The sequence below is a fragment of the Methanofollis liminatans DSM 4140 genome (assembly GCF_000275865.1).
GTDB classification, from domain to species: domain Archaea; phylum Halobacteriota; class Methanomicrobia; order Methanomicrobiales; family Methanofollaceae; genus Methanofollis; species Methanofollis liminatans.
The window spans coordinates 519,954-543,743 of the sequence record NZ_CM001555.1; the positions used below are offsets into that span (position 1 = coordinate 519,954).

General features: G+C 63.1%; 26 protein-coding genes. 11 read left to right on the forward strand and 15 right to left on the reverse strand.

Annotation, left to right across the window (positions count from 1 at the left end):
- Positions 1-4: 4 nt before the first annotated feature.
- The gene (locus tag METLI_RS02505; protein ID WP_004037756.1) at positions 5-277 is read right to left on the reverse strand and encodes a 4Fe-4S binding protein; all 273 of its coding nucleotides are present in this window, start codon (positions 275-277) and stop codon (positions 5-7) included.
- 345 nt (positions 278-622) lie between these two features.
- Between METLI_RS02505 and fhcD the strand changes: the two genes are divergently transcribed.
- From fhcD to METLI_RS02555, 10 genes are all read left to right on the forward strand, one after another.
- Complete coding sequence (fhcD, locus tag METLI_RS02510; protein ID WP_004037757.1) at positions 623-1,507, forward strand: formylmethanofuran--tetrahydromethanopterin N-formyltransferase; 885 nt, start codon at positions 623-625, stop codon at positions 1,505-1,507.
- Between the two features lie 893 nt (positions 1,508-2,400).
- The gene (locus tag METLI_RS02515) at positions 2,401-3,366 is read left to right on the forward strand and encodes a DUF1743 domain-containing protein (protein ID WP_048103990.1); all 966 of its coding nucleotides are present in this window, start codon (positions 2,401-2,403) and stop codon (positions 3,364-3,366) included.
- Entirely contained in the window at positions 3,338-4,246 is a 909-nt protein-coding gene (mmp11, locus tag METLI_RS02520; RefSeq protein WP_004037760.1) for a methanogenesis marker protein 11, read from the forward strand. Before METLI_RS02515 ends, mmp11 begins: the two co-directional genes overlap by 29 nt.
- Positions 4,234-5,199, forward strand: coding sequence for a radical SAM protein (locus tag METLI_RS02525; RefSeq protein ID WP_004037761.1), 966 nt, complete (start codon positions 4,234-4,236; stop codon positions 5,197-5,199). Before mmp11 ends, METLI_RS02525 begins: the two co-directional genes overlap by 13 nt.
- A gap of 2 nt (positions 5,200-5,201) precedes the next feature.
- The gene (locus METLI_RS02530; protein ID WP_004037762.1) at positions 5,202-6,335 is read left to right on the forward strand and encodes a thiamine pyrophosphate-dependent enzyme; all 1,134 of its coding nucleotides are present in this window, start codon (positions 5,202-5,204) and stop codon (positions 6,333-6,335) included.
- A complete protein-coding gene (locus tag METLI_RS02535; protein ID WP_004037763.1) occupies positions 6,316-7,446 on the forward strand; it encodes a homocitrate synthase family protein in 1,131 nt (376 codons plus the stop codon). Before METLI_RS02530 ends, METLI_RS02535 begins: the two co-directional genes overlap by 20 nt.
- A complete protein-coding gene (locus METLI_RS02540; RefSeq protein WP_004037764.1) occupies positions 7,443-8,657 on the forward strand; it encodes a 3-isopropylmalate dehydratase/homoaconitate hydratase family large subunit in 1,215 nt (404 codons plus the stop codon). The genes METLI_RS02535 and METLI_RS02540 overlap by 4 nt, the downstream gene beginning before the upstream one ends.
- On the forward strand, positions 8,654-9,127 hold the full coding sequence (locus METLI_RS02545; protein WP_004037765.1) for a LeuD/DmdB family oxidoreductase small subunit: 474 nt from the start codon (positions 8,654-8,656) through the stop codon (positions 9,125-9,127). The genes METLI_RS02540 and METLI_RS02545 overlap by 4 nt, the downstream gene beginning before the upstream one ends.
- Positions 9,124-9,942, forward strand: coding sequence for a DUF7714 family protein (locus METLI_RS02550; RefSeq protein ID WP_004037766.1), 819 nt, complete (start codon positions 9,124-9,126; stop codon positions 9,940-9,942). The genes METLI_RS02545 and METLI_RS02550 overlap by 4 nt, the downstream gene beginning before the upstream one ends.
- Positions 9,917-10,879: an isocitrate/isopropylmalate dehydrogenase family protein gene (locus tag METLI_RS02555; RefSeq protein WP_004037767.1), complete on the forward strand. Its 963-nt coding sequence runs from the start codon at positions 9,917-9,919 to the stop codon at positions 10,877-10,879. The genes METLI_RS02550 and METLI_RS02555 overlap by 26 nt, the downstream gene beginning before the upstream one ends.
- A gap of 18 nt (positions 10,880-10,897) precedes the next feature.
- Here METLI_RS02555 and METLI_RS02560 read toward each other — a convergent pair whose 3' ends face one another.
- The 14 genes from METLI_RS02560 to METLI_RS13040 all read right to left on the reverse strand — a co-directional run bounded on the left by METLI_RS02560 (position 10,898) and on the right by METLI_RS13040 (position 22,875).
- Positions 10,898-11,269 carry a VOC family protein gene (locus METLI_RS02560; protein ID WP_048103992.1) on the reverse strand — a complete coding sequence of 124 codons (372 nt, stop codon included), beginning with the start codon at positions 11,267-11,269 and terminating at the stop codon, positions 10,898-10,900.
- Between the two features lie 96 nt (positions 11,270-11,365).
- Complete coding sequence (locus METLI_RS02565; protein ID WP_004037769.1) at positions 11,366-12,115, reverse strand: ABC transporter ATP-binding protein; 750 nt, start codon at positions 12,113-12,115, stop codon at positions 11,366-11,368.
- A 2-nt stretch (positions 12,116-12,117) separates the two neighbouring features.
- A complete protein-coding gene (locus tag METLI_RS02570) occupies positions 12,118-12,918 on the reverse strand; it encodes an ABC transporter permease (protein ID WP_004037770.1) in 801 nt (266 codons plus the stop codon).
- Positions 12,908-13,678 carry a molybdate ABC transporter substrate-binding protein gene (gene modA, locus METLI_RS02575; protein ID WP_004037771.1) on the reverse strand — a complete coding sequence of 257 codons (771 nt, stop codon included), beginning with the start codon at positions 13,676-13,678 and terminating at the stop codon, positions 12,908-12,910. The genes METLI_RS02570 and modA overlap by 11 nt, the downstream gene beginning before the upstream one ends.
- Positions 13,679-13,823: 145 nt before the next feature.
- Complete coding sequence (locus METLI_RS02580) at positions 13,824-14,447, reverse strand: Fe-only nitrogenase accessory AnfO family protein (protein ID WP_004037772.1); 624 nt, start codon at positions 14,445-14,447, stop codon at positions 13,824-13,826.
- Positions 14,448-14,470: 23 nt separating this feature from the next.
- Complete coding sequence (locus tag METLI_RS02585) at positions 14,471-14,779, reverse strand: 2Fe-2S ferredoxin (RefSeq protein ID WP_004037773.1); 309 nt, start codon at positions 14,777-14,779, stop codon at positions 14,471-14,473.
- Complete coding sequence (locus METLI_RS02590) at positions 14,766-16,163, reverse strand: nitrogenase component 1 (RefSeq protein WP_004037774.1); 1,398 nt, start codon at positions 16,161-16,163, stop codon at positions 14,766-14,768. Before METLI_RS02590 ends, METLI_RS02585 begins: the two co-directional genes overlap by 14 nt.
- Positions 16,160-17,551, reverse strand: coding sequence for a nitrogenase iron-molybdenum cofactor biosynthesis protein NifE (gene nifE / locus METLI_RS02595; protein WP_004037775.1), 1,392 nt, complete (start codon positions 17,549-17,551; stop codon positions 16,160-16,162). Before nifE ends, METLI_RS02590 begins: the two co-directional genes overlap by 4 nt.
- Positions 17,552-17,564: 13 nt before the next feature.
- The gene (locus METLI_RS02600; protein ID WP_004037776.1) at positions 17,565-18,941 is read right to left on the reverse strand and encodes a nitrogenase component 1; all 1,377 of its coding nucleotides are present in this window, start codon (positions 18,939-18,941) and stop codon (positions 17,565-17,567) included.
- A gap of 7 nt (positions 18,942-18,948) precedes the next feature.
- Positions 18,949-20,562: a nitrogenase molybdenum-iron protein alpha chain gene (gene nifD, locus METLI_RS02605; protein ID WP_004037777.1), complete on the reverse strand. Its 1,614-nt coding sequence runs from the start codon at positions 20,560-20,562 to the stop codon at positions 18,949-18,951.
- A gap of 22 nt (positions 20,563-20,584) precedes the next feature.
- Positions 20,585-21,004 (reverse strand): P-II family nitrogen regulator, encoded by a 420-nt coding sequence (locus METLI_RS02610; RefSeq protein WP_004037778.1) that lies wholly within the window; start codon positions 21,002-21,004, stop codon positions 20,585-20,587.
- A gap of 15 nt (positions 21,005-21,019) precedes the next feature.
- Positions 21,020-21,346, reverse strand: coding sequence for a P-II family nitrogen regulator (locus METLI_RS02615; protein WP_048103993.1), 327 nt, complete (start codon positions 21,344-21,346; stop codon positions 21,020-21,022).
- A 26-nt stretch (positions 21,347-21,372) separates the two neighbouring features.
- A complete protein-coding gene (gene nifH / locus METLI_RS02620; protein ID WP_157203190.1) occupies positions 21,373-22,221 on the reverse strand; it encodes a nitrogenase iron protein in 849 nt (282 codons plus the stop codon).
- Between the two features lie 474 nt (positions 22,222-22,695).
- Complete coding sequence (locus METLI_RS13040) at positions 22,696-22,875, reverse strand: hypothetical protein (protein ID WP_157203191.1); 180 nt, start codon at positions 22,873-22,875, stop codon at positions 22,696-22,698.
- A gap of 9 nt (positions 22,876-22,884) precedes the next feature.
- On the opposite strand from METLI_RS13040, the gene METLI_RS02625 reads away from it, so the two are divergent.
- On the forward strand, positions 22,885-23,727 hold the full coding sequence (locus METLI_RS02625; protein ID WP_004037781.1) for a deoxyribonuclease IV: 843 nt from the start codon (positions 22,885-22,887) through the stop codon (positions 23,725-23,727).
- The last annotated feature ends 63 nt before the right edge of the window (positions 23,728-23,790 follow it).

A 23,790-nucleotide genomic window follows, 5' to 3' on the forward strand; every position in this document is an offset into this window, starting at 1 on the left:
CCTTTTAACCTTGTGTCTGGGCACCTGGCCCGGACTGCATTGGTCCAACGACCAGTCGTATCACGTTGTATGGACACGCCTCGACACACACGCCACATCCGGCGCAGAGCTCGTGGTCAACGTCAAGGACCATTGCCTTGCCGTTCATCACCTTGTAGATCTTGTCTGTTGTGACAGGATCCACCGTGCTGAGCTCAAGTGCGTCTACCGGGCACGCGACCACACAATTGTTACAACCGGTACACCGCTCCATGTTTACATGCACTGCAAATGCCATGGTTTCACGCACCAGCTATCTCGATTAAAAATCGATTAAGAAAGAGTTGTCAAATAATATAGATAAACTTTCTGAATGAACATGGCCGGAAAAAACCCATTTTCGGCGGTTGATCAATGATACTATGTTAATCGGGGGGTGTTATTAAATGCCTGTCCGGCCTGCCCTCCGGGAACTCCTGCGTTGTGGGTTTGGGGTGAAACCGGGCTTTTTCCACCGGGCAGTCAGATCGCCGGGGCTGGCCGGGTGAGAATTAGAAATCTTCTTCTGCTCCCCTGATGCACACTCTATCAGTGTACATGGTGTACGGCAGCGTCCGGCACCTTTGCACATGAGGTGCACAAAATGGAATATAATGGTGTGACCATCGACGATGAGTATGCTGAAGCGTTCCCGACGTGGGTTTCCAGGATTATCATCACCGCTGTGACCGAGGACTGGGCGTACAGGGCTGCGAACGAGGCGACCGGGTTTGCGACCTCGGCGATCGGATGCCCCTGCGAGGCCGGCATCGAGGGATTCCTCTCGGGCGACGAGACCCCTGACGGCCGCCCGGGCGTTGCGATTCTGATCTGCGCGGGAAAGAAGAAGCTGAAAGAGCAGGTCGTCGAGCGTCTTGCTGAGTGCGTCCTCACCGCCCCGACCACGGCGGTCTTCGACGGTCTGCCCGAGGCCGAGGAGCGGATCGCGGTGAAGCTCCACTTCTTCGGCGACGGCTACGAGTACCAGAAAGAGGTCGGCGGCCGGAAGTGCTGGGCGATCCCGATCATGAACGGCGAGTACGTCGGCGAAGAGGACTTCGGCATCGTCAAGGGCGTTGCCGGCGGGAACTTCTTTGTGATGGGCGAGAACCAGATGGCGGCGCTCATGGGCGCCCAGGCGGCAGTCGATGCGATCGCCGGTGTCGGCGGCGTCATCACCTCGTTCCCGGGCGGCATCGTCGCCTCTGGCTCGAAGGTCGGGAGCAAGAAGTACAAGTTCATGCCTGCCTCCACCAATGAGAAGTACTGCCCGACGCTGCGTGAGAAGGTCGAGGACACGAAGGTGCCCGAGGGCGTCAAGGCGATCTACGAGATCGTCATCGACGGCCTCGACGAGGACTGCGTGAAGGAAGCGATGGCCGAGGGCGTCAGGGCGGCATGCATGGTGCCCGGCGTCGTCTTCATCAGCGCCGGCAACTTCGGCGGCAATCTCGGCCCCTTCAAGTTCAACCTGGCCGACCTCTTCTAATTCTTTTTTCCATTATCAGGCTTTTTTGAAAACCTCCCCTCCAACAACAATCGAGATCGCTTGAAGGTGCTTTGGTGAGGGTATGATGGATCTTCCCTTTATCGTGGAACCAGGCTACGGAATGGTCTGGACGAAGCCGTTCGCCCGGCAGTTTCCGAGAGCAGATGCGGGATCGGTGTCCCGCAAAACTGCGATTGGGGCGGGGACGGGAAAGCCACGCCAGCCTTGATCCTCTGGATTTTTTCATCGCCAGATGCATCGCTCCTCCCATTCCCTCATGTCCGGGGCAATCGTTTGTGGGGTCCGGGGGTAAGAACCTCCGGCGCGGGGCGGGCGTTGTGTGCGGGTACGGGAAATCGAGCAGCCTCTGCCGGGGGGCCGGCCGCCCCCCGGTCCCCCCGCCGGTTGCGATAGGGGCAGGGATGGACAACCTCGCCGGCATGTCCATCCATCATTTTTCATCGAGAGATGCTCCGCTCGGACTCTCCTCCCCTATCCTGGACAATCGCACGCGGGGGTCCGGGGGTAAGAACCCCCGGCGCGAAGATGAGAGAAAGCGAATGAATCACGCTCGCATCCGGAAAAGTGATGATTTCTACAAAGCCCATCATCGGACTCTTCGCTTTTGTGTGGGGTATCCCCGACACCTTCGCTCTCTTCCGCTCAGGTCGATCGGGATCATGGGACTGTTTCACACGATGGGCTGCGAAGATGCGGAAAACATTTCAGGCGTTTGAGTCTTCGCGTGAGTGGTTCGGCATGGCGGTGCCGGGGCGGTCGGAAAAACGGTATGCCCGGGACCGACCCGAGGGATGCGATCATCTGATTTTGTGACGATCCTTTTATCCCGGATGACGCCGACCATTTCGTCAACGAAATTTTCGGTGTATCACATGATCACGCTCACGCCAGAGGATGTAAAGGCCCGGTTCGGGCCGCTGTTCGCGCAGAAATTTATTGTCATGGTAGACGAACAGGCCGGAATGGCCGAGATCCTGGAGACCTGTCGGCACCGCGGCACCATCGAGTGGGACATGATGAACCGGCGGCGTGCCGGCGGTGTGCTCGCCTCCGCCGGGGTGCAGGGTTCCTCCATGACGATGCGTGCACGTCTCGGCCGCGAGGACGCACATTTCGGTGCAGCGGGCAAGGAGATCGGCGGGCAGGCCCTTGAGGGCGTGGAGGTGCAGGGCGACGAGGTCGTGACCACCTGGGCCGGCATTGCGGGCGCCGGGGTCGGCGTCGCCGCCTGCCTCCCGCAGGCCCCGGGCGTGATCCGCGCCGAGTACCCGACCGAGGACGACCTCCGTATCGGCGGCGCCCGCGTCTGCCGCGTGCGGATCGTCTCGCCGGTCTATGAGAAGGTGACGATCGGGATCGACGACACCGACACGAAGGAGGACGGGGCGACCTGGGTGCTTGCCCTGAAGTGCGCCGAGGCGTGCAGGGTGGCCGGTGCCGAGTACCTTAATATGCGGCTTGTGCAGCTCAACCCGGCAGTGCCGAAGAAGACGACGAACTGCGTCGGATCAGTGCTGAATTTTGCTGTACGCCCGGGAGCGGTCGACGAACTCCTGGCGTTCGTGAAGGACTACATCGAGAAAAACGCCGTCTCGGGCGACACCGGGATTGCGTATTACCGGGGCATCGACGTCCCGCAGTCAGAGTACGCCCGGAAGATCAAGACCGAGATCCTGGAGAGGGAGGAGGTCGAGGCCGAGGCAGAGAGGATCGGTGTCACGTTCATCGATTCGGCGCGGAGCAAGGGGCGTATCGGTGCCTTTGGTGCGGTTCTCTGGGGAAATTGCGGTGTGGAAGCGGCGGGGCTATATGGAGAGAGACCTGACGGCGGGATCTGAGGGGCTGCCTGATCCCTATGTGGTCTCGTACCCCCTGATCGTCGGGATCGCCGATCCCGGCGGCGACAGAATCGAGGTGGTGGAGTTCTACGAGTGCATCGGCGGGGCGCAGTGGGTGCGCCGCCACTATGCGCAGAGCCCGATCGTGGCCTCGGCCCGCAGCGTCGGGGGGACGACCCGCTATGTGCTCAGGGCCGGTGCGGCGCCTCTGGACCTCGAAGGTTCCCGGTTTCCCGCGGGCATCGCCGGCGCCTCCGTGGACGGGGACGAGATTGCCGTCGCCTACCTGGGGATGGGCGGCGGCGGCGTGGGTGCGGCGGCATGCCGGGCCCGCGCCGGCGGGGTGATTGGCGCCGACTGCGACGAGTCGGGCGGGGGAAAAGTGGCGGGATCGACGATCCGCCTCCCCCGCAGGGAGCGGGTGATCATCGGGGTCGATGATACCGACACCCCGGAGGCCGGGGCCACCTGGACGCTCGTTCACAACATCGCAAAGGCCGTGGCCGACGATGCCTCGGTCTATCTCTCGCATACGATCGTCCAGCTCTTCCCGGTGCCGTTCAGGACGAAGAACTGCGTCGCCTGTGCGGTGGAGTTCGCTTCCACCGATCCCGACGGGCTTGTCGGGAGGTTTGCCGATCTGCTCCGGCGGCACACCCTCTCCGAGGAGACCGGGATGGCCGTCCACATCGGCTTCGACCCGTCGCCCCTGCGGGCGTACGGCGAGGCGGTGAAACGCGGGCAGGTCTCCCGCGCCGACCTCGATGCCGTTTCAGGGCATGTGAGGGTCGTGATGGACGGCCGCGGCCTGATCGGGGCGGTGGCGGCGATTCCCTTCTATACCGACTTCGAGGAGGCGCTCGCCCTATGGACTGGCTGAACCTGAAGGCCGCACTCCTCGCAGAGGGGCGGGTAAAGATGGTGGGCGTCCCTGCGGGAGCGTACCTGGCATCGTCCACCGCCGGGCCCGGCGCCGGGGGGAAGGGGGCGGTCTTCTTCTCGGTCGATGGGCGGCGGATCCGCCTTGCCGTCGACCCGGAGGCCTCCCTCACCCTCATCCATGAGGGGAAGGGGAATGCCGTGATCCCGTTCAGGGGCGAGATGGTCAGAGGGGTGCTCGAAGCGCCTGGCCTCCACTGCCCGCGCCAGGCGTACATCACCCTCTCTGAGCGGTGCATCTTCTCGTGCCGCTACTGTGCGGTGCCGGGAAGCGGCGGCCGGACGAAGACGACGGCCGAGGTTGTCGCCCTGGTGCGCTCGGTCCTGAACCGGATCGACGCCGTTTCGATCACCTCGGGCGTCGCCGGCAGTGTCGAGGAGGAGGAGCGGCGGGCGCTGGAAGTGGTGCGGGCGCTCGCTCCCTTCGACCTTCCCATCGGGGTCTCGATCTACCCGACCAGGAACACCCCCCGCCTGCTCTGGGAAGCCGGCGTTGCCGAGGTGAAGTTCAATATCGAGGCAGCAACCCCCGGGATCTTCGCCGAGATGTGTCCCGGGCAGGACTGGAACCTGCTCTGGGAGGTGCTTGCAGCGTCGGTGCGGCTCTTCGGTAAAAATCATGTCCAGAGCAACATCATCGTCGGCCTCGGCGAGAGCGACGACGAGATGGAGGAGGCGATCAGGCAACTCTGCCGCCTGGGCGTGATCCCGATCCTGCGCCCCCTTACTCCCGCTGCAGGGCTCTCGCACTATCGCCGCCCTGACGCCTCCCGGCTGCTCAGACTGCACGCCGTCGCCGCACGGGAGATGGCGGCGGCCGGGCTCGATGCTGTGCAGGCCAGGACGATGTGCGCCGCCTGCACGGGCTGCGACCTGATACCCGGGAGGGACTGAGGATGGACGGGGGGGAAGCGCTTGCAGCGGCCCTGCGCCTGGTTGCCGACCAGATCTACACGGTGCCCGGCTATCCGGTGACCGATGTCGCCAGAGCGGCCGACGCCGAGGTCTGCGTCAACGAGAAGGTCGCCCTCGAGTACGCCCTCGGCGATTCGCTTGCCGGGCGGCGGGCGGCGGTGATCGTGAAAAACGTCGGCATGAACCTCCTCGCCGATCCCCTGGTGCAGGCGACGGCGCAGGGGCTCATCGCCGGCGTCGTGGTGGTGGCCGGGGACGATCCCCTCTGCCGCGCCTCGCAGGCGGCGGAGGACTCCAGCTACTTCGGCCCTCTCGCCATGGTGCCGGTGATCGAGCCCGAAACCGACGTCTTTGCATCGGTGGGGGCGGCTTTCGCCCTCTCCGAGCGTCTCTCGCGGGTGGCGGTCCTCAGGGTGACGCCTGATATCCTCGAAGCACCTGTCGGTCCGGAACCCCTTGTGCCACCCAGGACGCCGGGCGCTCTTGCTCCCCGGTCCCTCACGATGCGGGGACGGTGGGAGCGGGCGCGAGCGGCGGCGGCCGCAGCGGTTCCGCCCCATCTGCCCGGGGTGCGGGTGGTGCTCCCCGCAGTCGAGGCGCCGGAGGGTGAGCCCGAACGCTTCGCCGCCCGCGGGTTTTCCCGGGGCCTCTGTCCTCACTGTCCGTATCACGCCCTTTTCACCCTGCTCGCGGAGCGGGATCTTCGTCCGGCCTGCGACGCCGGGTGTTCGCTCCTCGCCATGAACCCGCCGTACGGGATCGGCGTCGCCTCCTACGGCCTCGGTTCTGCCGTTGGGGTCGGGGCGAGGAGTACGGGCGTGGCCCTGATCGGGGACTATGCCCTCATCCACTCGGGGATCAACGCCCTCATCGACGTGTACGAGAAGGGGGCGCCGCTCCTCTGTATCGTCCTTGCGAACAACCGGATGGGAATGGTCGGGGGCCATGAGGTGCCCGACGTCCTGCGCTATATCGGGTGGGCCGGCCCCGTCGTCTGCGACGCCGCTGACACTGCGGCGCTCAGGCGGCTGATCCTGCCAGCGAACAGACCGGTAACTATCATCGTGCGGGGCATATGCCCCGGCGGAGAGAGCCATGAACATGTGGAATGTTGAGATCTGCGATGTCACGCTGCGTGACGGTGAACAGACGCCCGGCGTTTCGTTCACCTGCGAAGAGAAGATGGAGATCGCCGGGCTGCTCGACGGCATCGGCCTCGAGGTGATCGAAGGCGGGTTTCCTGCGGTCTCTTCGAGCGAACAGGAGGCCGTAAAGGCGATATGCCGCATGGGGCTCGACGCCCGGATCTGCGCCCTGTCCCGTGCGAAGAAGGAGGACATCGACGCTGCCCTCGACTGCGGGGTGGATATGGTCTCGGTCTTCCTGCCGACCTCGGACCTCCATATCAGGCACAAGTACGCAAGGCCTCGGGATGAGGTGCTGATGGAGGCGATGGCGATGGTCGAGTACGCCCACGACCACGGTGTCGAGGTCAGGTTCGGGGCCGAGGACGCCTCCCGGACCGATCCGTTCTTCCTCCTCAGGGCGTACCGGGAGGCGGTCTCGCACGGCGCCGACCTGGTTACCTTCACCGATACCGTCGGCTGCCTGATGCCGGTCGAGATCAGGGCCGCCGTGGAGGAGATCATCCCGTCGGTTTCGGTCCCGCTCTGCATCCACTGCCATGACGATATGGGGTGCGCCACGGCGAACACGATCACGGCGGCGGCGTCCGGGGCCTTCCAGCTCCACACCACCGTGAACGGGATCGGGGAGCGGGCAGGAAACGCCGCCCTCGAAGAGGTGCTGGTTCTGCTCTCCATGAAGGGGGGCATCAGCCGCTACGACCTCTCGCTCCTGCACAAACTCTCGGAAACGGTGGCGAAGGCCGCCGGTATGCCGGTCGCCAGAAACAAGGCGATCGTCGGGGCGCACGCCTTCTCGCACGAGAGCGGCATCCATATCGCGGCGATCCTGAAGGACCCGGAGACCTATGAATACGTGAAGCCCGCCCTTGTCGGCTGCGAGCGCACGTTCATCCTGGGCAAGCACACGGGCAGGCATGCCGTCAGGCACGTGGCCGCCTCGCTCGGCTACGACCTTGCCGAGGACGAGATCACCTGGGTGCTCGCCGAGGTGAAGAGGCGGAGCGAGGCGAAGTGCGCGGTGACCTCTGAACTCCTCCATGAGATCCTCTGTGCGGCCAGAGAGGGGGGCAGACAGTGAGCACCCTATCAGAGCGGATCCTGGGTGCCGGAGCCGGCGCCTACGTGGACCGGACCGTCGACCGCGCCTATGTCCATGACGGCACCGGGCTGCTCGCCCGCGCCGCCTGGACCGAGATCGGGTCGGGCGTCTTTACCGACCCGGACCGGCGCTACCTGATCTTCGACCACATCGTCCCGGCGAACACCTCGACGACCGCCGATCTCCAGCAGGAGATGCGGGAGTTCGCCGCCATGACCGGGATGCACTTCTTCGAGGTCGGTGCCGGCGTCTGCCATCAGGTGATGGCCGAAGGCCGCGCCCTCCCCGGCGAGGTGATCGTCGGGGCCGATTCGCACTCGTGCACCCTCGGCGCCTTCGGGGCGTTTGCCACCGGGGTCGGGGCGACCGACATGGCCGGCATCTGGGCGACCGGCGGCACCTGGTTCAGGGTGCCTGAGACGACCGGGATCTTCCTGGAAGGCACCCTTTCCGGTGCGGCATCGGCAAAAGACGTCGCTCTCGCCTATGTCGGCGCCCTCGGCATGGACGGGGCGACCTACCGCGCCCTCGAGTTCGTCGGGGATGGGGCGGCGTCTCTCTCGATGGCCGACCGCCTGACCCTCTGCAATATGGCGGTGGAGACCGGGGCGAAGGCCGGGATCTTCTATGCCGACCGGACGACCCGCGATTACCTCGCAGGTTTCGGCATTGCAGCAGAACCGCAGGTCCCGCACGCCGGCGGATATCCGGACGAGATCGCGATCGACCTTGAGGACGTTGTCCCCCTGCTGGCCCTGCCGCCGCGGGTGGACACGGTCTGTCCGGTGGCCGAGAAGGAGGGCCTGCCGGTGGACCAGGTCTTCCTGGGCACCTGCACCGGCGGGCGCTACGAGGACCTTGCGGCCTTCGCCGCACTCGTGCGCGGAAAACAGGTGGCGGTGCGGACGGTCGTCGTCCCGGCCTCCCGTGCGGTCCTGATGCAGGCGGTCTCGACCGGCGTCCTTGCCGACCTCGTCGCCGCCGGGTGCGCCGTGGCGACGCCCGGGTGCGGCCCGTGCCTCGGGGCCCATATGGGCGTTCTTGGAGAGGGCGAGGTCTGCCTCTCCACGGCGAACCGGAACTTCAAGAACCGGATGGGCGTCGGCGGGGAGATCTATCTCGCCTCGCCCATGACTGCGGCGGCAACGGCGCTTGTGGGCGCCATCACCTCTCCGGAGGAATTTCTATGAGGGGCACCGGGCGCGCTGTCTGTCTCGGCCGGGACATCGACACCGACCTGATCATCGCCGGGCGCTACCTGCGGACGAAGGACCGATCGGTCTGGGCGGCGCACGCCCTTGAAGACCTCGATCCCGCCCTTGCAGGGAGGCTCTCGGGGGCGGTGATCGTGGCGGGCGGCAATTTCGGCTGCGGCTCGTCGCGCGAGCAGGCGGCCATCGCCCTCAGGGACGCCGGGGTCGTCGCCGTGGCGGCGCCTTCGTTTGCCAGAATCTTTTTTCGCAACGCCGTCAACATAGGACTGCCTGTGCTCGAGTGCGAGATCCCCTGCAGGGACGGCGATCAGGTCACGTTCGATCTCGAAGAGGGCTGGATCGAGGCTGGCGGTATCCGCCGGGCCGTCAGCCCTCTTTCGCCGCGTATGCGTGCGATCCTTGCTGCAGGGGGTCTTGTACCGTTCCTGTGCGGAGGACCTCGATGATCTTTCCGGAAGAGTGCAAATATATCGGGCTTGCGAACGGCCGACCCCTGGGTAACCGCGTGTATTTTCTTTCCCGCTGGCTGATCAGGCAGACCGTGGACGGCTACGAGGTGCTTGCCGTCCGCCTTGCCGATGGCAAAGACCTGATGCGGGAGATCGTCGGCGAGGAAGTGCTGGCCACCCCGGACGAGACGATCCTCTATCCAGACCCGGTGAACTTCAACGACCGCGCTCTCCTGGTCAGGCTTGCGAAGGAGGGGGGCCACCGGTGCACGATCTTTCAGAGCCCCGACGAGTCCAGGATCTTCGTGATCGATCCTGAGCCCGCGGACCTCCTCACCGTGCACGTCTACGACATCATCCCGCCGCGGCCCCATCTCGCCGCCATCCTGGAGGAACTCGAAGAGGTCGGGCTCTTCGGCGACCTCGGCATCGCCTTCGAGTACCATATCAGGGATATCAGGGATACGGCCGCCGAGGTCTATCCCTGCCGGGCCGGGGGGTTCGACCTGACCCTGGACACCGACCGCCTTGCGGGCACCGAACGGGTGGCCGGATGCCTCACGGCGCGGCAGTTCTGCGCTGAAAACTACGGGTCCGGCGTGGTGATCGACGAGATCTGCCCCCTGACGCAGGTGGCCGAGGAACCTTTCATCGCCCGGTGCTGCCGGGCCGACCGCGAGGGCGTCGGCGTCTGGAACGGGAAACTCGGCGGCGTCGTCCACTGGGGCGCCTCCCCCCACACGATCGACCGGATCCTGCGGGAAGCGCTTGCCGCATGGAGGGAGCATGAAGGTCGCAATCGTTCCGGGTGACGGGATCGGCCGCGAGGTCGTCCCGGTGGCCGAGGGCGTGCTCCGCCTCCTCCACCCTGACTGGGACTACTACCCTGTCGAGGTCGGTTACGGCCGCTGGGAGCGCTGCGGCGCCGCCATCGGTTCTGAGGAGATGCGCGCCCTCTCGGAAGCCGATGCGATCCTCTTCGGCGCCGTGACGACCCCGCCCGACCCGGATTACCGGAGCGTCCTCCTCCAGATCAGGCACGATCTCGACCTTTATGCGAATGTGCGGCCGGTGAGGGGGCCGGGCGTCGATATCACCATCGTGCGGGAGAACACCGAAGGGCTCTATTCTGGGATCGAGTGGAATCTGCCGGGAAGCGCCTGCACCCTGCGGGTGGTCACCGAGCGGGGGAGCCGGCGGATCGCACGCTTTGCCGCCGGGCTCGTTCGAGGGGGGCGCCTCACGATCGGGACGAAGGCGAACGTGATCAAGTCAGACGTCCTCTTCCGCCGGTGCGCGATCGACGAGGCCGAGGCGGCGGGCGTGGCCTGGGAGGAGAAATACATCGACGCCCTCTGCCTGGACGTGCTGGTGCACCCGGCCCGCTATGGGGTGATCGTGACGACGAACATCTTCGGCGACATCCTCTCGGACGCCGCCGGCTATCTTGTCGGCGGTCTCGGCATGCTCCCGTCGGCGAACATCGGCGATAAACACGCCTTTTTCGAGCCGGTGCACGGTTCTGCTCCAGATATTGCCGGGCGGGGGATCGCGAATCCGGTGGCGGCGATCCGTTCTGCGGCACTGCTCCTTGCACATTCCGGCTACGCGGATGAGGCGGCAGCCGTTGATGCGGCGGTGGATGCCGCCCTTGTTGCGGGGGTGCGGACGCCCGACCTCGGGGGTGCGGCCTCGACCGTGCAGGTGGGCGAGGCGGTGTTCGGTCGGATCAGGGAACGGATGCTCTGACGCTCGCCTCCTTTTTTATCACTCCGCTCCGGCGTCTTCCTCCCAGAGCCCGAAGGTGTTCCCCTCGGTGTCCTCGCATATGGCCAGGTACCCGAATTTCTGCACGACTGTTTTCTGGAGCACCACCTTTCCGCCGAGGCGGGTCACGTCGGCCAGACAGGCGTCGACAGACGGCACCCCGATGTAGTTGGCGATCCTCTGGTCCGGCGCCCCCCGCTTTCCCATCCCGCCGCCGACACCGGGCGAACCGTCTTCGGCGGTGGTGGTGATAAGGTAAAAATCCGTCCAGCCCGGGGCCAGTTCGAACGTCCACCCAAAAAGGCTGGAATAGAAGGTCTTCGCGCGTTCGAGATCTTCGGCGGGCAGGTCAAAATGGACAATGGTTGCCATGGTCTTTCCCAGAGGGGAACGGGCGTCGGCGGCCATTAACTTTCTGGTCGGCCGCGGGGGGGGCGACCCCCCGGATGCGCGGCCCCCGGGTGTTATTCAGCCCTGCGACTCCCCTTCTCTCACGCCGTGCACACAACTGCAGAAGAAATTCGCCACGAAACTGTTCGCTCCCGGCCTCAGGATATCGTCGGGGGTGCCCGAGGCGGTGATCCGCCCCTCCTCGATCACGGCGATCCGGTCGCCGAGTTCGAGGGCGTCCCGCAGGGCGTGGGTGACGATGACCGCTGGTATCCCGGCCTCCCTGATGCAGGCCCGCAGTTCCTTTCGCATCACATTTTTCGTCCTGACGTCGAGGGCCGCGAGGGGTTCGTCGAGGAGGAGGAGATCGGGGTCGGTCACCAGCGCCCGCGCGAGGGCGACCCGCTGCCGCTGCCCCCCGGAAAGGGCGCCCGGGGGATCGTCCGCGTGGGCGGCGATCCCCATCCGGCCGAGCATCCCTGCCGCCCGCTCCTGCGCCTCTCCCTTCGGGACGCCCCGGGAGAGGAGGCCGAAGGCGACGTTCCCGGCCACGCTCATGTGCGGGAAGAGTGCGTAGTTCTGGAGGACGTAGCCGATACGCCGGTCCTCCGGCGGGAGGACGGTCCTTGTGCCGTCGTCGAAGAGCGTCCTGCCCGAAAGGGTGATGCTCCCCGCGTCCGGGTGGAGGAGGCCGGCGACCAGGTTGAGCACCGTGGACTTTCCGGCGCCGTTCTCCCCGATCAGGACCAGCGTCTCGCCATCGCCAACGGCGATCTCGAGATCGAGGGTATAGTCTCTGAGGTGTTTTTCCATGACTGCAACGAGCATAATTACCTCCTGACTGCGTATCGAACCCCGGTGATGACGCCGAACGAGATGATCACCAGGATCACCGCCAGGGCGAGGGAGGCGTCGAGGTCTCCCTGCATGGCGGTGTAGATCGCAAGGGGCATCGTCTGGGTCCGCCCCTGGATGTTCCCTGCAAACATGATCGTCGCCCCGAACTCGCTGAGGGCACGGGCAAACGTCATCACCGCCCCTGACACGAGCCCGCCCGCGGCGAGGGGCATCGTGATCCTGGCGAAGGTCCGCACGGGCGATGCCCCGAGCGTCCGGGCGGCGTCCTCGAGGCTGCGGTCGACCGCTTCGAAGCTCGCACGCGCCTGTTTGATGTAGAACGGCGATGCGACGAAGACCTGGGCGAGCACCACGGCGAGCGTGGTGTAGGCGACCTCGATCCCGCATATGCTCAGGTAACTCCCGAGTACGCCGTAGCGTCCGAAGGCCATCAGCAGGGCAAGCCCCGCGACGGCCGGCGGGAGGATCACCGGAATGTCGATGAGCGTGTCGATGATGCCCCGCCCCCGGTAGGCGATCCGTGCGTTGATGTAGGAGATCGGCGTCCCGCAGAGCATGACGATCCCGACAGATGCGCCTGCCGTCGCAAGACTCAGGACCAGGGCGTCGGTGACGACCGGGTCGGCGAGGGAGGCGATGAACGCCTCGGGCGAGATCCGCAGGAAGAGCGAGACGACCGGGACCGTGACGAAGAGCAGGAACCCCCCGAAAAGGAGGGAGGCGCCGAGGGCCGCGCAGGCCGTCCCGGCCCGTCTCCTCCCCTCAGACCGGATCGAAGCCGTACCGCCCGAGGATCTCCCGGCCCTGCTCAGAGAGGACGAAGGCGATGAACTCGTTTGCGGTGTCCGGGTGTGCCGATTCTCTGAGGGCTCCGATGGGGTACCTGGCGACGACATTGTACTCATCCGGGATGGTAATGGTGGTCAGCTGGTCGGCGTATGCCGGGGTGACGACGTCTGAGGTGTAGGTGAACCCGGCGTCCGCCTCACCGATGAGGAGCTTTGCGATGATGTTGTTCACGTTCGTCTCTTCGGAGACGACGTTCGCCAGCACCGCATCCCTGTACGCCTCCCCGTATGCCGGATCGGCGGCCATGCTCTCCAGGACCTCCCTGGCGTAGCTGCCGATGGGGACGTCTGGCGTTCCGATCAGCACCTTTGTCCCGGCCTTCGTGAGGCCTGAGAGGTCTGCGATCGTTCCGGGATTCGATGCTGGAAGGGCGACCGTGACCCTGTTCTCCACGAAGTCGACGACCGTTGCGTTGTCCATGAACCCTTCTCCTATCAGGGCGTCCATGTGCTTCTGGTTTGCCGAGACAAAGACGTCGCCCCTGGCCCCCTGCTCCACCTGGGTCCGCAGGGCCTGGGTGCCGTCGATGTTCAGGACGACCTCTGTTCCCGGATGATCGTCTTCATACGCCGTAGAAATCTCGGTGAAGGACCCCTTCAGGGAACCGGCCGCAAAGACCGTGATCGTCGTCTCCTCCTCAGTCGTGGTGCATCCTGCGGCGAGCAGGAGCGCGCATATTGCCATACATGCAGCCAGTGCTGCTGCGTATCTTCCCATCTTCATGATGACACCAGTGTGCTGATCTTTTTCCCTCCGGCAATGGCCGGAGCGACATTCCCCGGGATGGTGTCAGATGCCCGTTCCTGACGGTTCGGGTGTGGCGCCTCTTTCAGGCCTTTTTTCTCGTGAGCCTGACCATCAAATCGTTCTGCCCGATCTTTTCCGCTTCTATGGAGTAGTCTCTCTTCTCGGCCTCCACCTCGATCCAGGGCGGGACGTGATCGCACTGGATTTCAAGCACGTTGAAATTGCCTTCGGCAATGAACTGCTGGAGGATCTGTTTGCTGCTGATCTCCGGCGATTTACCCTGGATCTCCCTGATCGAGATGAAAAAGGTTCCAGGTGCTCTTTCATGGGGCGCGGGTATGCCGGCCACGCCGGGCGATTGTGCCGCAATCCTCTCCTTCTCCTCGTCATCGAGCACGACGTCCAGAAAATCGGGTGGTTTTCCGCTGATCTCCCAGACGCTGCACCCGGCCTTTTCGAGTTCAAAGTAGAGGGCGCCGCCTGCCGCCCTGGCCGCGAAGATCCTGCAACCGTTCAGGAACTGCAGAATATCGGCCATTTTCCTGCGCATCTCACGCAGGCCATTGCTCCGGTCGAGAGAAACCTCCATTGAACGATCGATCTCCCATACCCCACCGGATCGGCGGTAGACGATCACCGTTCCGGGTTCGTTCAGAACGCCGCTGCATCCATCCCCGTCAACCATTGCTGCGATCTCTGCCACCATCGTTCTCCCTCCTCTCGCTCCCGTCAGATCAGCAGGCGTTCGACGACGTTCCCGCCCTCGATATGCTCGTCCATGATCTCCTCCACGTCGTCGGGGGTCACCGATCCGTACCAGACATTGTCCGGGTACACGACGACAATCGGCCCTTTCTCGCAGATCCCGAAGCATCCGGTGTTGTTGATGAAGATCTCACCGCCAAGTTCCCGCTCTTCGATCTCTTCCATGAACCTCATCATGACCTCAACGCCCTCCTTGCTGTGGCAGAACCCTTTCTGCTGGCCGTTCGGGCGCGAGCTCGTGCAGATGAAGATGTGGTGTTCAGGTTTTTGCATTGGATACACCTTCTTCATTGAGCAATTCTTCTTTCCTTAACCGGCGATACGAGCCGTATTTCTTTTCGAGCAGGGTGTTGACGAAACGGTCGAGGAATCCGAGCGTGCCCGCATAGCCGACCGAGAGGATCCTCTGCCCGCCGATCCGGTCGTGGACCGGGTAGCCCACCCTGATGCCGGGGATCCCCTGCCGTTCGGTCAGGTATTTGCCGCCCGAATGGCCGACGGCGAGGTTCGCCCCCTTCCTCACCGCCGCATCCTCGATCGTCACGAAGTCCGCCTCTTCGAGGAATATGGGTACGTCCAGCGCCTCTTCCAGCACGGGCTCAAGCAGACCGGCAAGGCCGCTGTTCTGCGTCCCGCTGGCGATGACTGCGGGGGTGGCGCCGTTTTCCATACAGAGTTTTGCAAAGGCGTAGACCAGTTCGGGCTCGCCGTAGATGACCGGCCGCGCCCCGGCGCTGATCTTGTGGGCGTCCGCCATCCCGTCGCAGAGCCACCCCCGCTCCAGCATGAGGCCCTCAGGCACAGGTCGTCCGCCGATCTCCTTTAAGGTCCTGACAAACAGGTCCGTGCTCTCAAGCCCGATGGGCAGCGGGAGGTTGATCAGCGGGACCCCGAACTGCTGTTCCAGGAAGAGTCCCGGGGAGAGGCTGTCAGGGCAGGTGAGCCCGAACTGGATAGTGGCCCGCGCCCCGGCCATGCGGGCGATCTCTGCGGTGGGCGTGCCGCCGGGTGCGATCTTCTGGTAGCGTCCGCCGAACGGGCGGTCCAGCGTCAGGGAGTAGTCGGGCAGCAGGGTGTACTCGAGCCCCATCAGGTCGAGGATGCGCTTGATCTCCCTGATGTCGGCCGGGCTGATGTTGGGGACGATGACGTTGATCCCGCCGTGCCGTTCTGTCGGCCGCGCGTAATGGGCGATGACCGCCCGCGTTGCCGCCCAGAACCCTTCGGTGTGGGTGCCGCCGTAGCTCGGCGTGGAGATCGGGATGATATCGATCTCCGGGATCTCCCGGTCCTGTTTGTAGGCACCGACAAACCTCTCGATGTCGTCGCCCATCGTTTCGGCAAGGCAGGTCGTCAGGATGCCGATCACCTCTGGCCGGTAGACCCTGATCACGTTGTCGAGCGCCTTTCTCAGGTTCGCCTCGCCGCCGAAGATCGCCTGCTTCTCGTTCAAGGACGAGGAGGCGATGTCCATGGGCTCGTTGAAGTGCTCGACGTTTGTGAGGCGCATGTAGGTGCTGCAGCCCTGGGAGCCGTGCACCAGTGCGATCGAGCGTTCGACACCCCGCAGGGCGATGACGCCGCCGAGCGGCATGCACATATGGCACTGGTTCTCGTTGACCTGCCTGACCCGTGTCGTGACCGTACAGTCGTTCATCCCTGTGCCTCCTCGAAGGGGTTTTTCTTCACCCGCTCCCAGACCGGCGAGCAGGTGGTCGCATACACCTCGCGGGCGAACCTGATCGCTCCATCGAACCCTGCCAGGCCGTCTTTGCGGTCGTGGTTGTGGTCGACGAAACCGATGCCCAACTTGTGCGCAAGGAACCGCTCCTTCACCCCGCCGGCCATCATGTCGACCTCTTTTTCCAGCAGGAACCGCTCGATCTCGGCGGGGTTGGCGTCGTCGATCACGACCGTCCCCTCGCTGACGATGGTGCCGATCTGCTCGTAGTCTTCAGGTTTTCCGGTCTGAGTGCCGGTGAACATCACGTCCATGCCGAGTTCCTGCAACTGACGGATGATGGCGAGGGCCTTGAAAGCGCCGCCCACGTAGATCGCCGCCCGCTTTCCTTTCAGTTTCTCCCGGTACCTCTCGATGACCGGCCGGACCCTTTTTGTCTCGCGCTCGATAAGCGCCTCCGTCCGGCGCACGATCTCCTCGTCGCCGTAGAAACGGGCAATCCTCCGCAGGCTTTCGGCGGTGTTCTCGGCGCCGAAGAAGTTCACGTCGATGTACGGCGTGCCGTACTCCTGCTCCAGGTTCATCGCCACCCAGTGCATCGAGCCGGAGCACTGCACCAGGTTCAGGCAGGCGCCGGGCGCCCTCTTCAGGGCGGCGACGGTCGAGTCCCCGGTGAAGGCCACGTTGATCTCGATGCCTATCTCCGCAAGATAGCGCTCGACGAGCCACTTCTCGCCGCCCAGATTGTATTCCCCGAGGAAGTTGAGTTTCCGCGTTTTTTCCACGGTATCTCCTTCCTTCGGGCGGATCAACTTCAGCAGGGCTTCTCCTGCCGCCCGGTAGCCGACGATCTTGTTTCCCGAGAGAAAGCCGCTGGACTCCACCGGGATCACGTCGATACCGTGTCTCTGTGATGCCTCCTTGCAAACGGCGACGATATCGTCGCCGATCAGCCCGACGACGCAGGTCGCGTAGACGAAGATCGCCGGGGGATGGTACTTCTCGACGATCTCGTCGATACAGGCCACAAGTTTCTTTTCTCCACCAAAAACCACGTCTCTCTCTTTGAGGTCGGTGGAAAAACTCTGCCTGAACATCTCAGAACCACTGGACAGACTGCCGCGGATATCCCATGTGTACGCCGCACACCCGATAGGGCCGTGGACGAGGTGGACCGCATCCGTCACCGGATTCAAGACCACCCTCGCCCCGGAGTAGACGCAGGCACGCTGGCTTACGGCCCCGGCCAGGCTGTCATCAGCGCAATGAATGCGGCTTTTGTTTTTCCCTGTGGTCATGATGGAGAGCTGCCGTTCGTCAAGGCATGCCGCAGGCTCTGCAGGCACCGAACATTCGTTCTCCATGGTTTTTCGCCTTCTACAGGATCAGTTCGTAGTCTTCGTCCGTGCAGTCGCGGTCGCGGCGTTCGAGCAGGGCGTTGCTGATCATCTCGATCAGACGCAGGCATCCCCGGTATCCTGTGATCGGCATCAGCGGGTGGACCGCCCGGTCGAAGACCGGGAACCCGACCCTGACCAGGGGGATATCCTCGGCCCGTGCGATGTACTTGCCGTGCGTGTTGCCGATGAGGAGGTCCACCGACTCCTCCTTGATCCACTGGTGGAGGTCGAAGAGATCTCCTTCGGCCTTGACCCTGCTGCCCTCGATGCCGGCGTCTTCGAGCATCTCGTTGATCGTCTTCTCGAACTTGTTGCCGGGCGTTCCGGTGAGGACATATTTCGGGACCATACCCATCGTGATCAGGAACTCGGTCAGCGGGATGGCGATGTCGGGATCCCCGAAGACCGCCACCTTCTTTCCTTCGTACTGGAAGTGGGTGTCGATCAGGGTGTCGATGACCTGTCCTCTCTCAACATTGAGAGATTCCGGTACGTCCACCCCGAAACCGTCCTTTACCGCCATGATCAGGTCGTCGGTCGCCTTTATCCCGATCGGGATCTTGAGGGGAACGCCGGGCACCCCGCACTTCGACTGGAGGATCGCCGCCGCTTCGTCTGACGACCATGCACCAAGCGAGAGGGTCATTTTCGAATTACCCGAGTCCTTTATGTCCTCGATCCGCGCGCCGCCCCTGGGGTACATCTCGTATGTGCTCAGCAGCGGCGAGTCCATCACGTTCGTGGTGTCCGGATACATGATCGAGGGGACGCCCATCTCGGTTACGATCCGCTTTATCTCCCTCATGTCCCCGGGGTTTAAGAACCCCGGGAATATGTTTGCCTGCTCCTTTTTCGGGTTGCCGTTGGACTCTGCAAGATAGGAGACGATCCCCCTGCACATGTTCGAAAACCCGGTGATGTGCGAGCCATAGTAACTCGGCGTGTTGGCGTGGATGACGTACCTGCCCTCCGGGATCTCCGACTGCTTGATGATGGTCGGGATGTCGTCGCCGATCGTCTCGCTGAGGCACGTCGTGTGGACCGCGATGATCTCCGGGTTGTAGATCGCAAAGACGTTCTTGATCGAGGTCTTTAAGTTTGCAGCGCCGCCGAAGACGGACGCACCTTCCGTGAAGGAACTCGTCGAGGCCATCGCGGGCTCGTGGAAGTGCCTGGACAATGCCATCCGGTGGTACGAGCAGCACCCCTGTGAGCCGTGGCTGTGCGGGAGACAGCCGTGAATGCCGAGTGCTGCATACATCGCACCGACCGGCTGGCAGGTTTTTATCGGGTTGATCTTTCCTGTCGTACGTGCATCTCGTGGGAGAGGCTCTTTTGGTGTGCAGTCGAGCATCTTTCGGTCACCTCTGTTCGGTTTCCTTCTGTTCCCAGGGTGGGGTGATCATCTTCCATGCAGGCGTGGAGAGCGAATGCGCCACATCCTTTGCAAAGGTGACCGCTCCCTTAAAACAGGTGTACGGGCCGCTGTAGTCGTACGAGTGCATCTGTTTTGAGGGGAGGCCCATCTTGTGCGTGACGTACTTGTCCTTGATGCCGGTGAAGATCAGGTCGGGCTTGAAGACCTCGACCAGTTCCTCGGTTTCGAAATGGTTGGCGTCGTCGATCATGATCCCGCCGTTCACCATGTCCGGGTACATTCCCCTGTACTCGTTGAGGATGCCTGATGCGACGAGCTCGTCGTACCGCTCCTTCGGCATGTTCAGGTGCAGGTGGGGTGGTTCGTACATCTCCGGGTCGGGTTCGACATGGAGTTCGGGGATGTTCTTCGAGTCCGCATCGCCCTTGATCGTCGGTATGACCTCGCGCCCCTCGTAGTCGTCGCGGTGGGCGAACTCGTAGCCTGCGACCAGAACTTCCATGCCGAGATTCCTGAGCAGGTACTGGTAGTGGTGGCTGCGTGACCCGCCGACGAAGACAAAGGCGGTCTTGCCCGTGCAGATCTTTCGGTACCGCTCAAGTTCAGGCGTGACTGCAGCGAGTTCGCGCTCGATGACGAGTTCGGTCCGTGCTGTCAGATCATCGTCGCCGAAGCACTGTGCGATCTCGCGGAGCGTGTTGATCGTCGCATCGATGCCGATGAAGTTCACCTTAAGCCAGGGAATACCATACTTCGTCTCCATCATCTCGGCGATGTAGTTGATCGAACGGTGGCACTGGACGAGGTTTAAGTGGGCCTGATGCATGTTTTTGATGTTTGCATAGGCTGAATCACCGGTCAGCGTCGAGCCTACCGTATATCCGATCTCCTCGAGGAGTCGTTCGATCTCCCAGGCGTCTCCGCCGATGTTGTACTCGCCGAGGAAGTTGAGGACATATTTCCCGTCCACCTTCTCGGTGCCCTTGCCGATGATCCGGTCCATGATCTGGTTGTTGGCGATATGGTGGCCTGCCGACTGGCTGACTCCCTTATAGCCCTCGCAGTTGTAATGGATCACCGGAATCCCGTGCCGTTCCTCTGCCGCTTTTGAAACGGCGCCCAGGTCGTCGCCGATCAGTCCGATCGGGCATGTCGCGCAGACGTTAATCGCCCGCGGGTGGAAGATCTCCACGATCTCGTCGATCATCTTCGCCAGTTTTTTCTCGCCGCCGAAGACGATGTCGCTCTCCTGCATGTCGGTGGAGAAGCACATCGCCGAGTAGATCTGCTCCGGGGGCGTCCTGTCGTCGGCCCGGGCCTTGTTCCGCCGTGTTCCCCAACTGTAATATGCGCACCCGATCGGGCCGTGGGTGATCGTGACCATGTCCTTGATCGGGCCGACGACCACGCCCTTGCACCCGGCATAGCAGCATCCCCGCTGCGTGATGATGCCGGGGACCGTCCTGGTGTTTGCCTCGATCTGTGGACAGGAACTGGCGGATTCGTCCTTTTTGACGATATGCTTCTTCCTGTTCTTTTTCACTTTGTCAGGAAATGGCGCCAGTATCTCGTCAACGTTTACGTCTGTCACCGTCATGTTTTCATGTCTCCTCTCGTCCTTACCAGATTGCAGCGTCTCCGGACTCGCCCGTGCGGACACGGACTGCATCGGTCACGGGCGTCACGAAGATCTTCCCGTCGCCTGCACCGCGCTCGGTGCGATTGGCCCTGATGATCGCCTCCACGATCCGCGGCACGTCCTCGTCATAGGCGAGGATGGTGAACAGCCGCCGTGGGAACATCCGTTTGTCGTCAAGGAATGTGACGACCTGCTCTTCGGATTCTCTCCTGTCGATGACGTCGGAAGCAGCCATTCCCATGAGTTTTTCCTTGCATGGGACGTTTATTTCGTCATGCGGCAACAGTTTGCCTCTGCCGACCGCTTTGACGGCGGTAAAACCAGCGACGCCTGCCTCGATCAGGGCACGCTTCGTCGCACCGGTTTTTTTCATCCGCACGATGGCCATAATCTCTTTCATATCGGCACCTCCGGTTCAGAGGCCTTGAGTAGCCTTTGAGATGGTGTACGCCTCTTCCACGGGACTGATGAAGATCTTGCCGTCGCCAAAGTTTCCGCTGGTGCCGGTTCTGGCTGTTTTCAGGATGATATCCACGATTTTGTCCCGATACTCGTCTTCGATCGCGACAAGAATGAGGGTTTTTGGGATCTCGTCATAGTAGACGTCTCCCATCCTGATCCCCTTCTGTTTCCCGCGGCCTACGACGTCGACGACCGTGGCGGCGTTGAACCCTCCTGCAGAGAGGTTCTCAAGGACTTCGTCCTTCTTTTCGGGCCTGACTATCGCTCGTACAAACTGCATCATCTTCACATCCTGTCTTTCTGGTATTACAGGCCCAGGAACCCGTGCTCCATCATCAGTTCTTCAAGCCTGTCCTGCGTCATGGGCTTCGGGATGACGAACATCGTGTTGTTGTCGATGGCCTGTGCCAGGTTCCGGTATTCGCTGGCCTGGTTGGACTCAGGATCGAAGTCGACGACCGTCTTCTTGTTGATCTCGGCCCTCTGCACCAGGTTGTCACGCGGGACGAAGTAGATCAACTGGGATCCAAGCTCTTCGGCGAACGCCTTGAGGAGTTCGAGTTCGTTGTCCACCTTTCGGCTGTTGCAGATGATGCCGCCGAGCCTGACCTTGCCGTTCAGGGCGTATTTCTGAATGCCCTTGGAGATGTTGTTCGCCGCATAGAGCGCCATCAACTCGCCCGAGGCCACGATATAGATCTCTTCCGCCTTTCCTTCGCGGATTGGCATGGCGAAGCCGCCGCAGACGACGTCGCCGAGGACATCGTAGAAGACGTAGTCCAGGTCGTCGGTATATGCCCCGAGGGACTCCAGCAGGTTGATGGAGGTGATGATGCCCCTGCCTGCGCAGCCTACGCCGGGTTCGGGCCCGCCAGATTCAACGCAGAGGGTTTCCTTGAAGCCCGGTTTGAGGATCTCGTCGAGTTCGATGTCGTCGCCCTCGTCGCGGAGCGTGTCCAGGACCGTCTTCTGGCACAGGCCGTGGAGCAGGAGCCGCGTGGAGTCGGCCTTCGGATCGCACCCTACGACCATGATCTTCTTGCCGGCCTCGGCCAGCGCCGCTACCGTGTTCTGCGTTGTTGTTGACTTGCCGATGCCGCCTTTTCCGTAAATTGCCACCTGTCTTGCCATTGTACAAACCTCTTTGATCTTCATTTCGATGCAGGGATGCTTTCTGGTGCACATCTCTCCCGTTTCTGGTGTCGTAGGCGCTTCCAGATCTTCCGTGCCTCATGCTCTCAGGTCTGATATGCCCGACCTGGTCTGTGGTGGCGTCCGTACGGTCGCCCCTCCCCCGGGATGGTGTCGGTCCCCCCTGTTACGTGCCGTTCCTGCAGCGGCCTTCACCATGCCGGCAGGGCCCGTCTGCCTGGTGTTGGGGTGGCAGCGGTCACGTTCCAGGTAGATGATGACGTCCCCATCTCCCCGTTTTCATAGAATGTCGTCTGTCGCACTCTACCTCCGAACTGTGTTGCATGATAGCATTAGGTGAAATTATTTAAAAAGTTAATGGAAGGAAGGTTCCTTCAACCATATTTAAATATATGGTTGCGTGCGGCGCCGGATGCCTTCTTTCCCTGGTCCTGGTGCCATGCGTGGGCGGTGTCTGTCCCCCTCTGCGGGGGTATTTCACGAGCGATCGCGCGATTGCTGCCGATCCTGGAGAAAGAGACGGCCGGAGATCCTCAGGGATATCTGGAAGGTATCGGTCGGGTTCATTGCTCCCACCTTCATCGCCTCCTTCTCCCCCGCATACTTCCCTGTTCTGTCCTGCCCGCTCCGGCAGCCTGATGAGGGCTCCCGCCCCAATCATCTCTCATGATCCGTGCCGGGTGCCATGTCTCGATCGCCGGGTCCCTTGCCGACGCCGTGGGGAGGGCGGAGGAGCGGGGGTGCGACTGCTTCCAGATATTCTCGCGCAACCCCAGGGGATGGCGATTCAAAGATCTCACCGACGCCGAAACTGACGGGTTCAAGGGGCGTCTCGCCGCATCGGGCCTTGGGCCGGTGGTGGACCACATGCCCTATCTCCCGAACCTCGCCTCGCCGAAGGAGGAAGTCTATGAGAAGTCGGTCGAGACCCTGACGGCCGAACTGAACCGGTGCGAGGCCCTCGGCATTCCTTTCCTCGTCATGCACCTCGGCAGCCATCTCGGCACCGGGATCGAGGTGGGAAGAGAGCGCCTCATTGACGGTATCTTGCAGGCGCTCGCCGCCGCCCCCGGCGGGGTGCGCCTCCTCCTCGAAAACACCGCCGGCACGAAGAACGGCCTGGGCGGGACCTTCGAGGAGATCGCCCTGCTCCTCGACGCCCTGCCCGAAGAACGCACCGCCGTCTGCTTCGATACCTGCCATGCCTTTGCTGCGGGCTACGACCTCAGGGATGCGGCGGCGGTCGGCGAGACCCTCGACCTCTTCGACGGGGCGCTCGGTCTGGAGCGCCTCCACGTCGTCCACTGCAACGACTGCAAAGGTGCACTCGGTTCGCACCTCGACCGGCACGAGCACATCGGCCTCGGTGCGATCGGCGAGGATGGGTTTGTGGCTCTTCTTGCCGTCCCGGCGATCCGGCGCCTTCCATTGATCTGCGAGACACCGGTGGACGAACGACGGGATGATACTGGAAATATCCGCCGCCTGCGCGAACTCGCGGGGGTGTGAGGGCGGGCCTGATGCCTGCCTCGTATTCCCTGCCGCTATTTATGTGCTGACTGCGAATCGTAT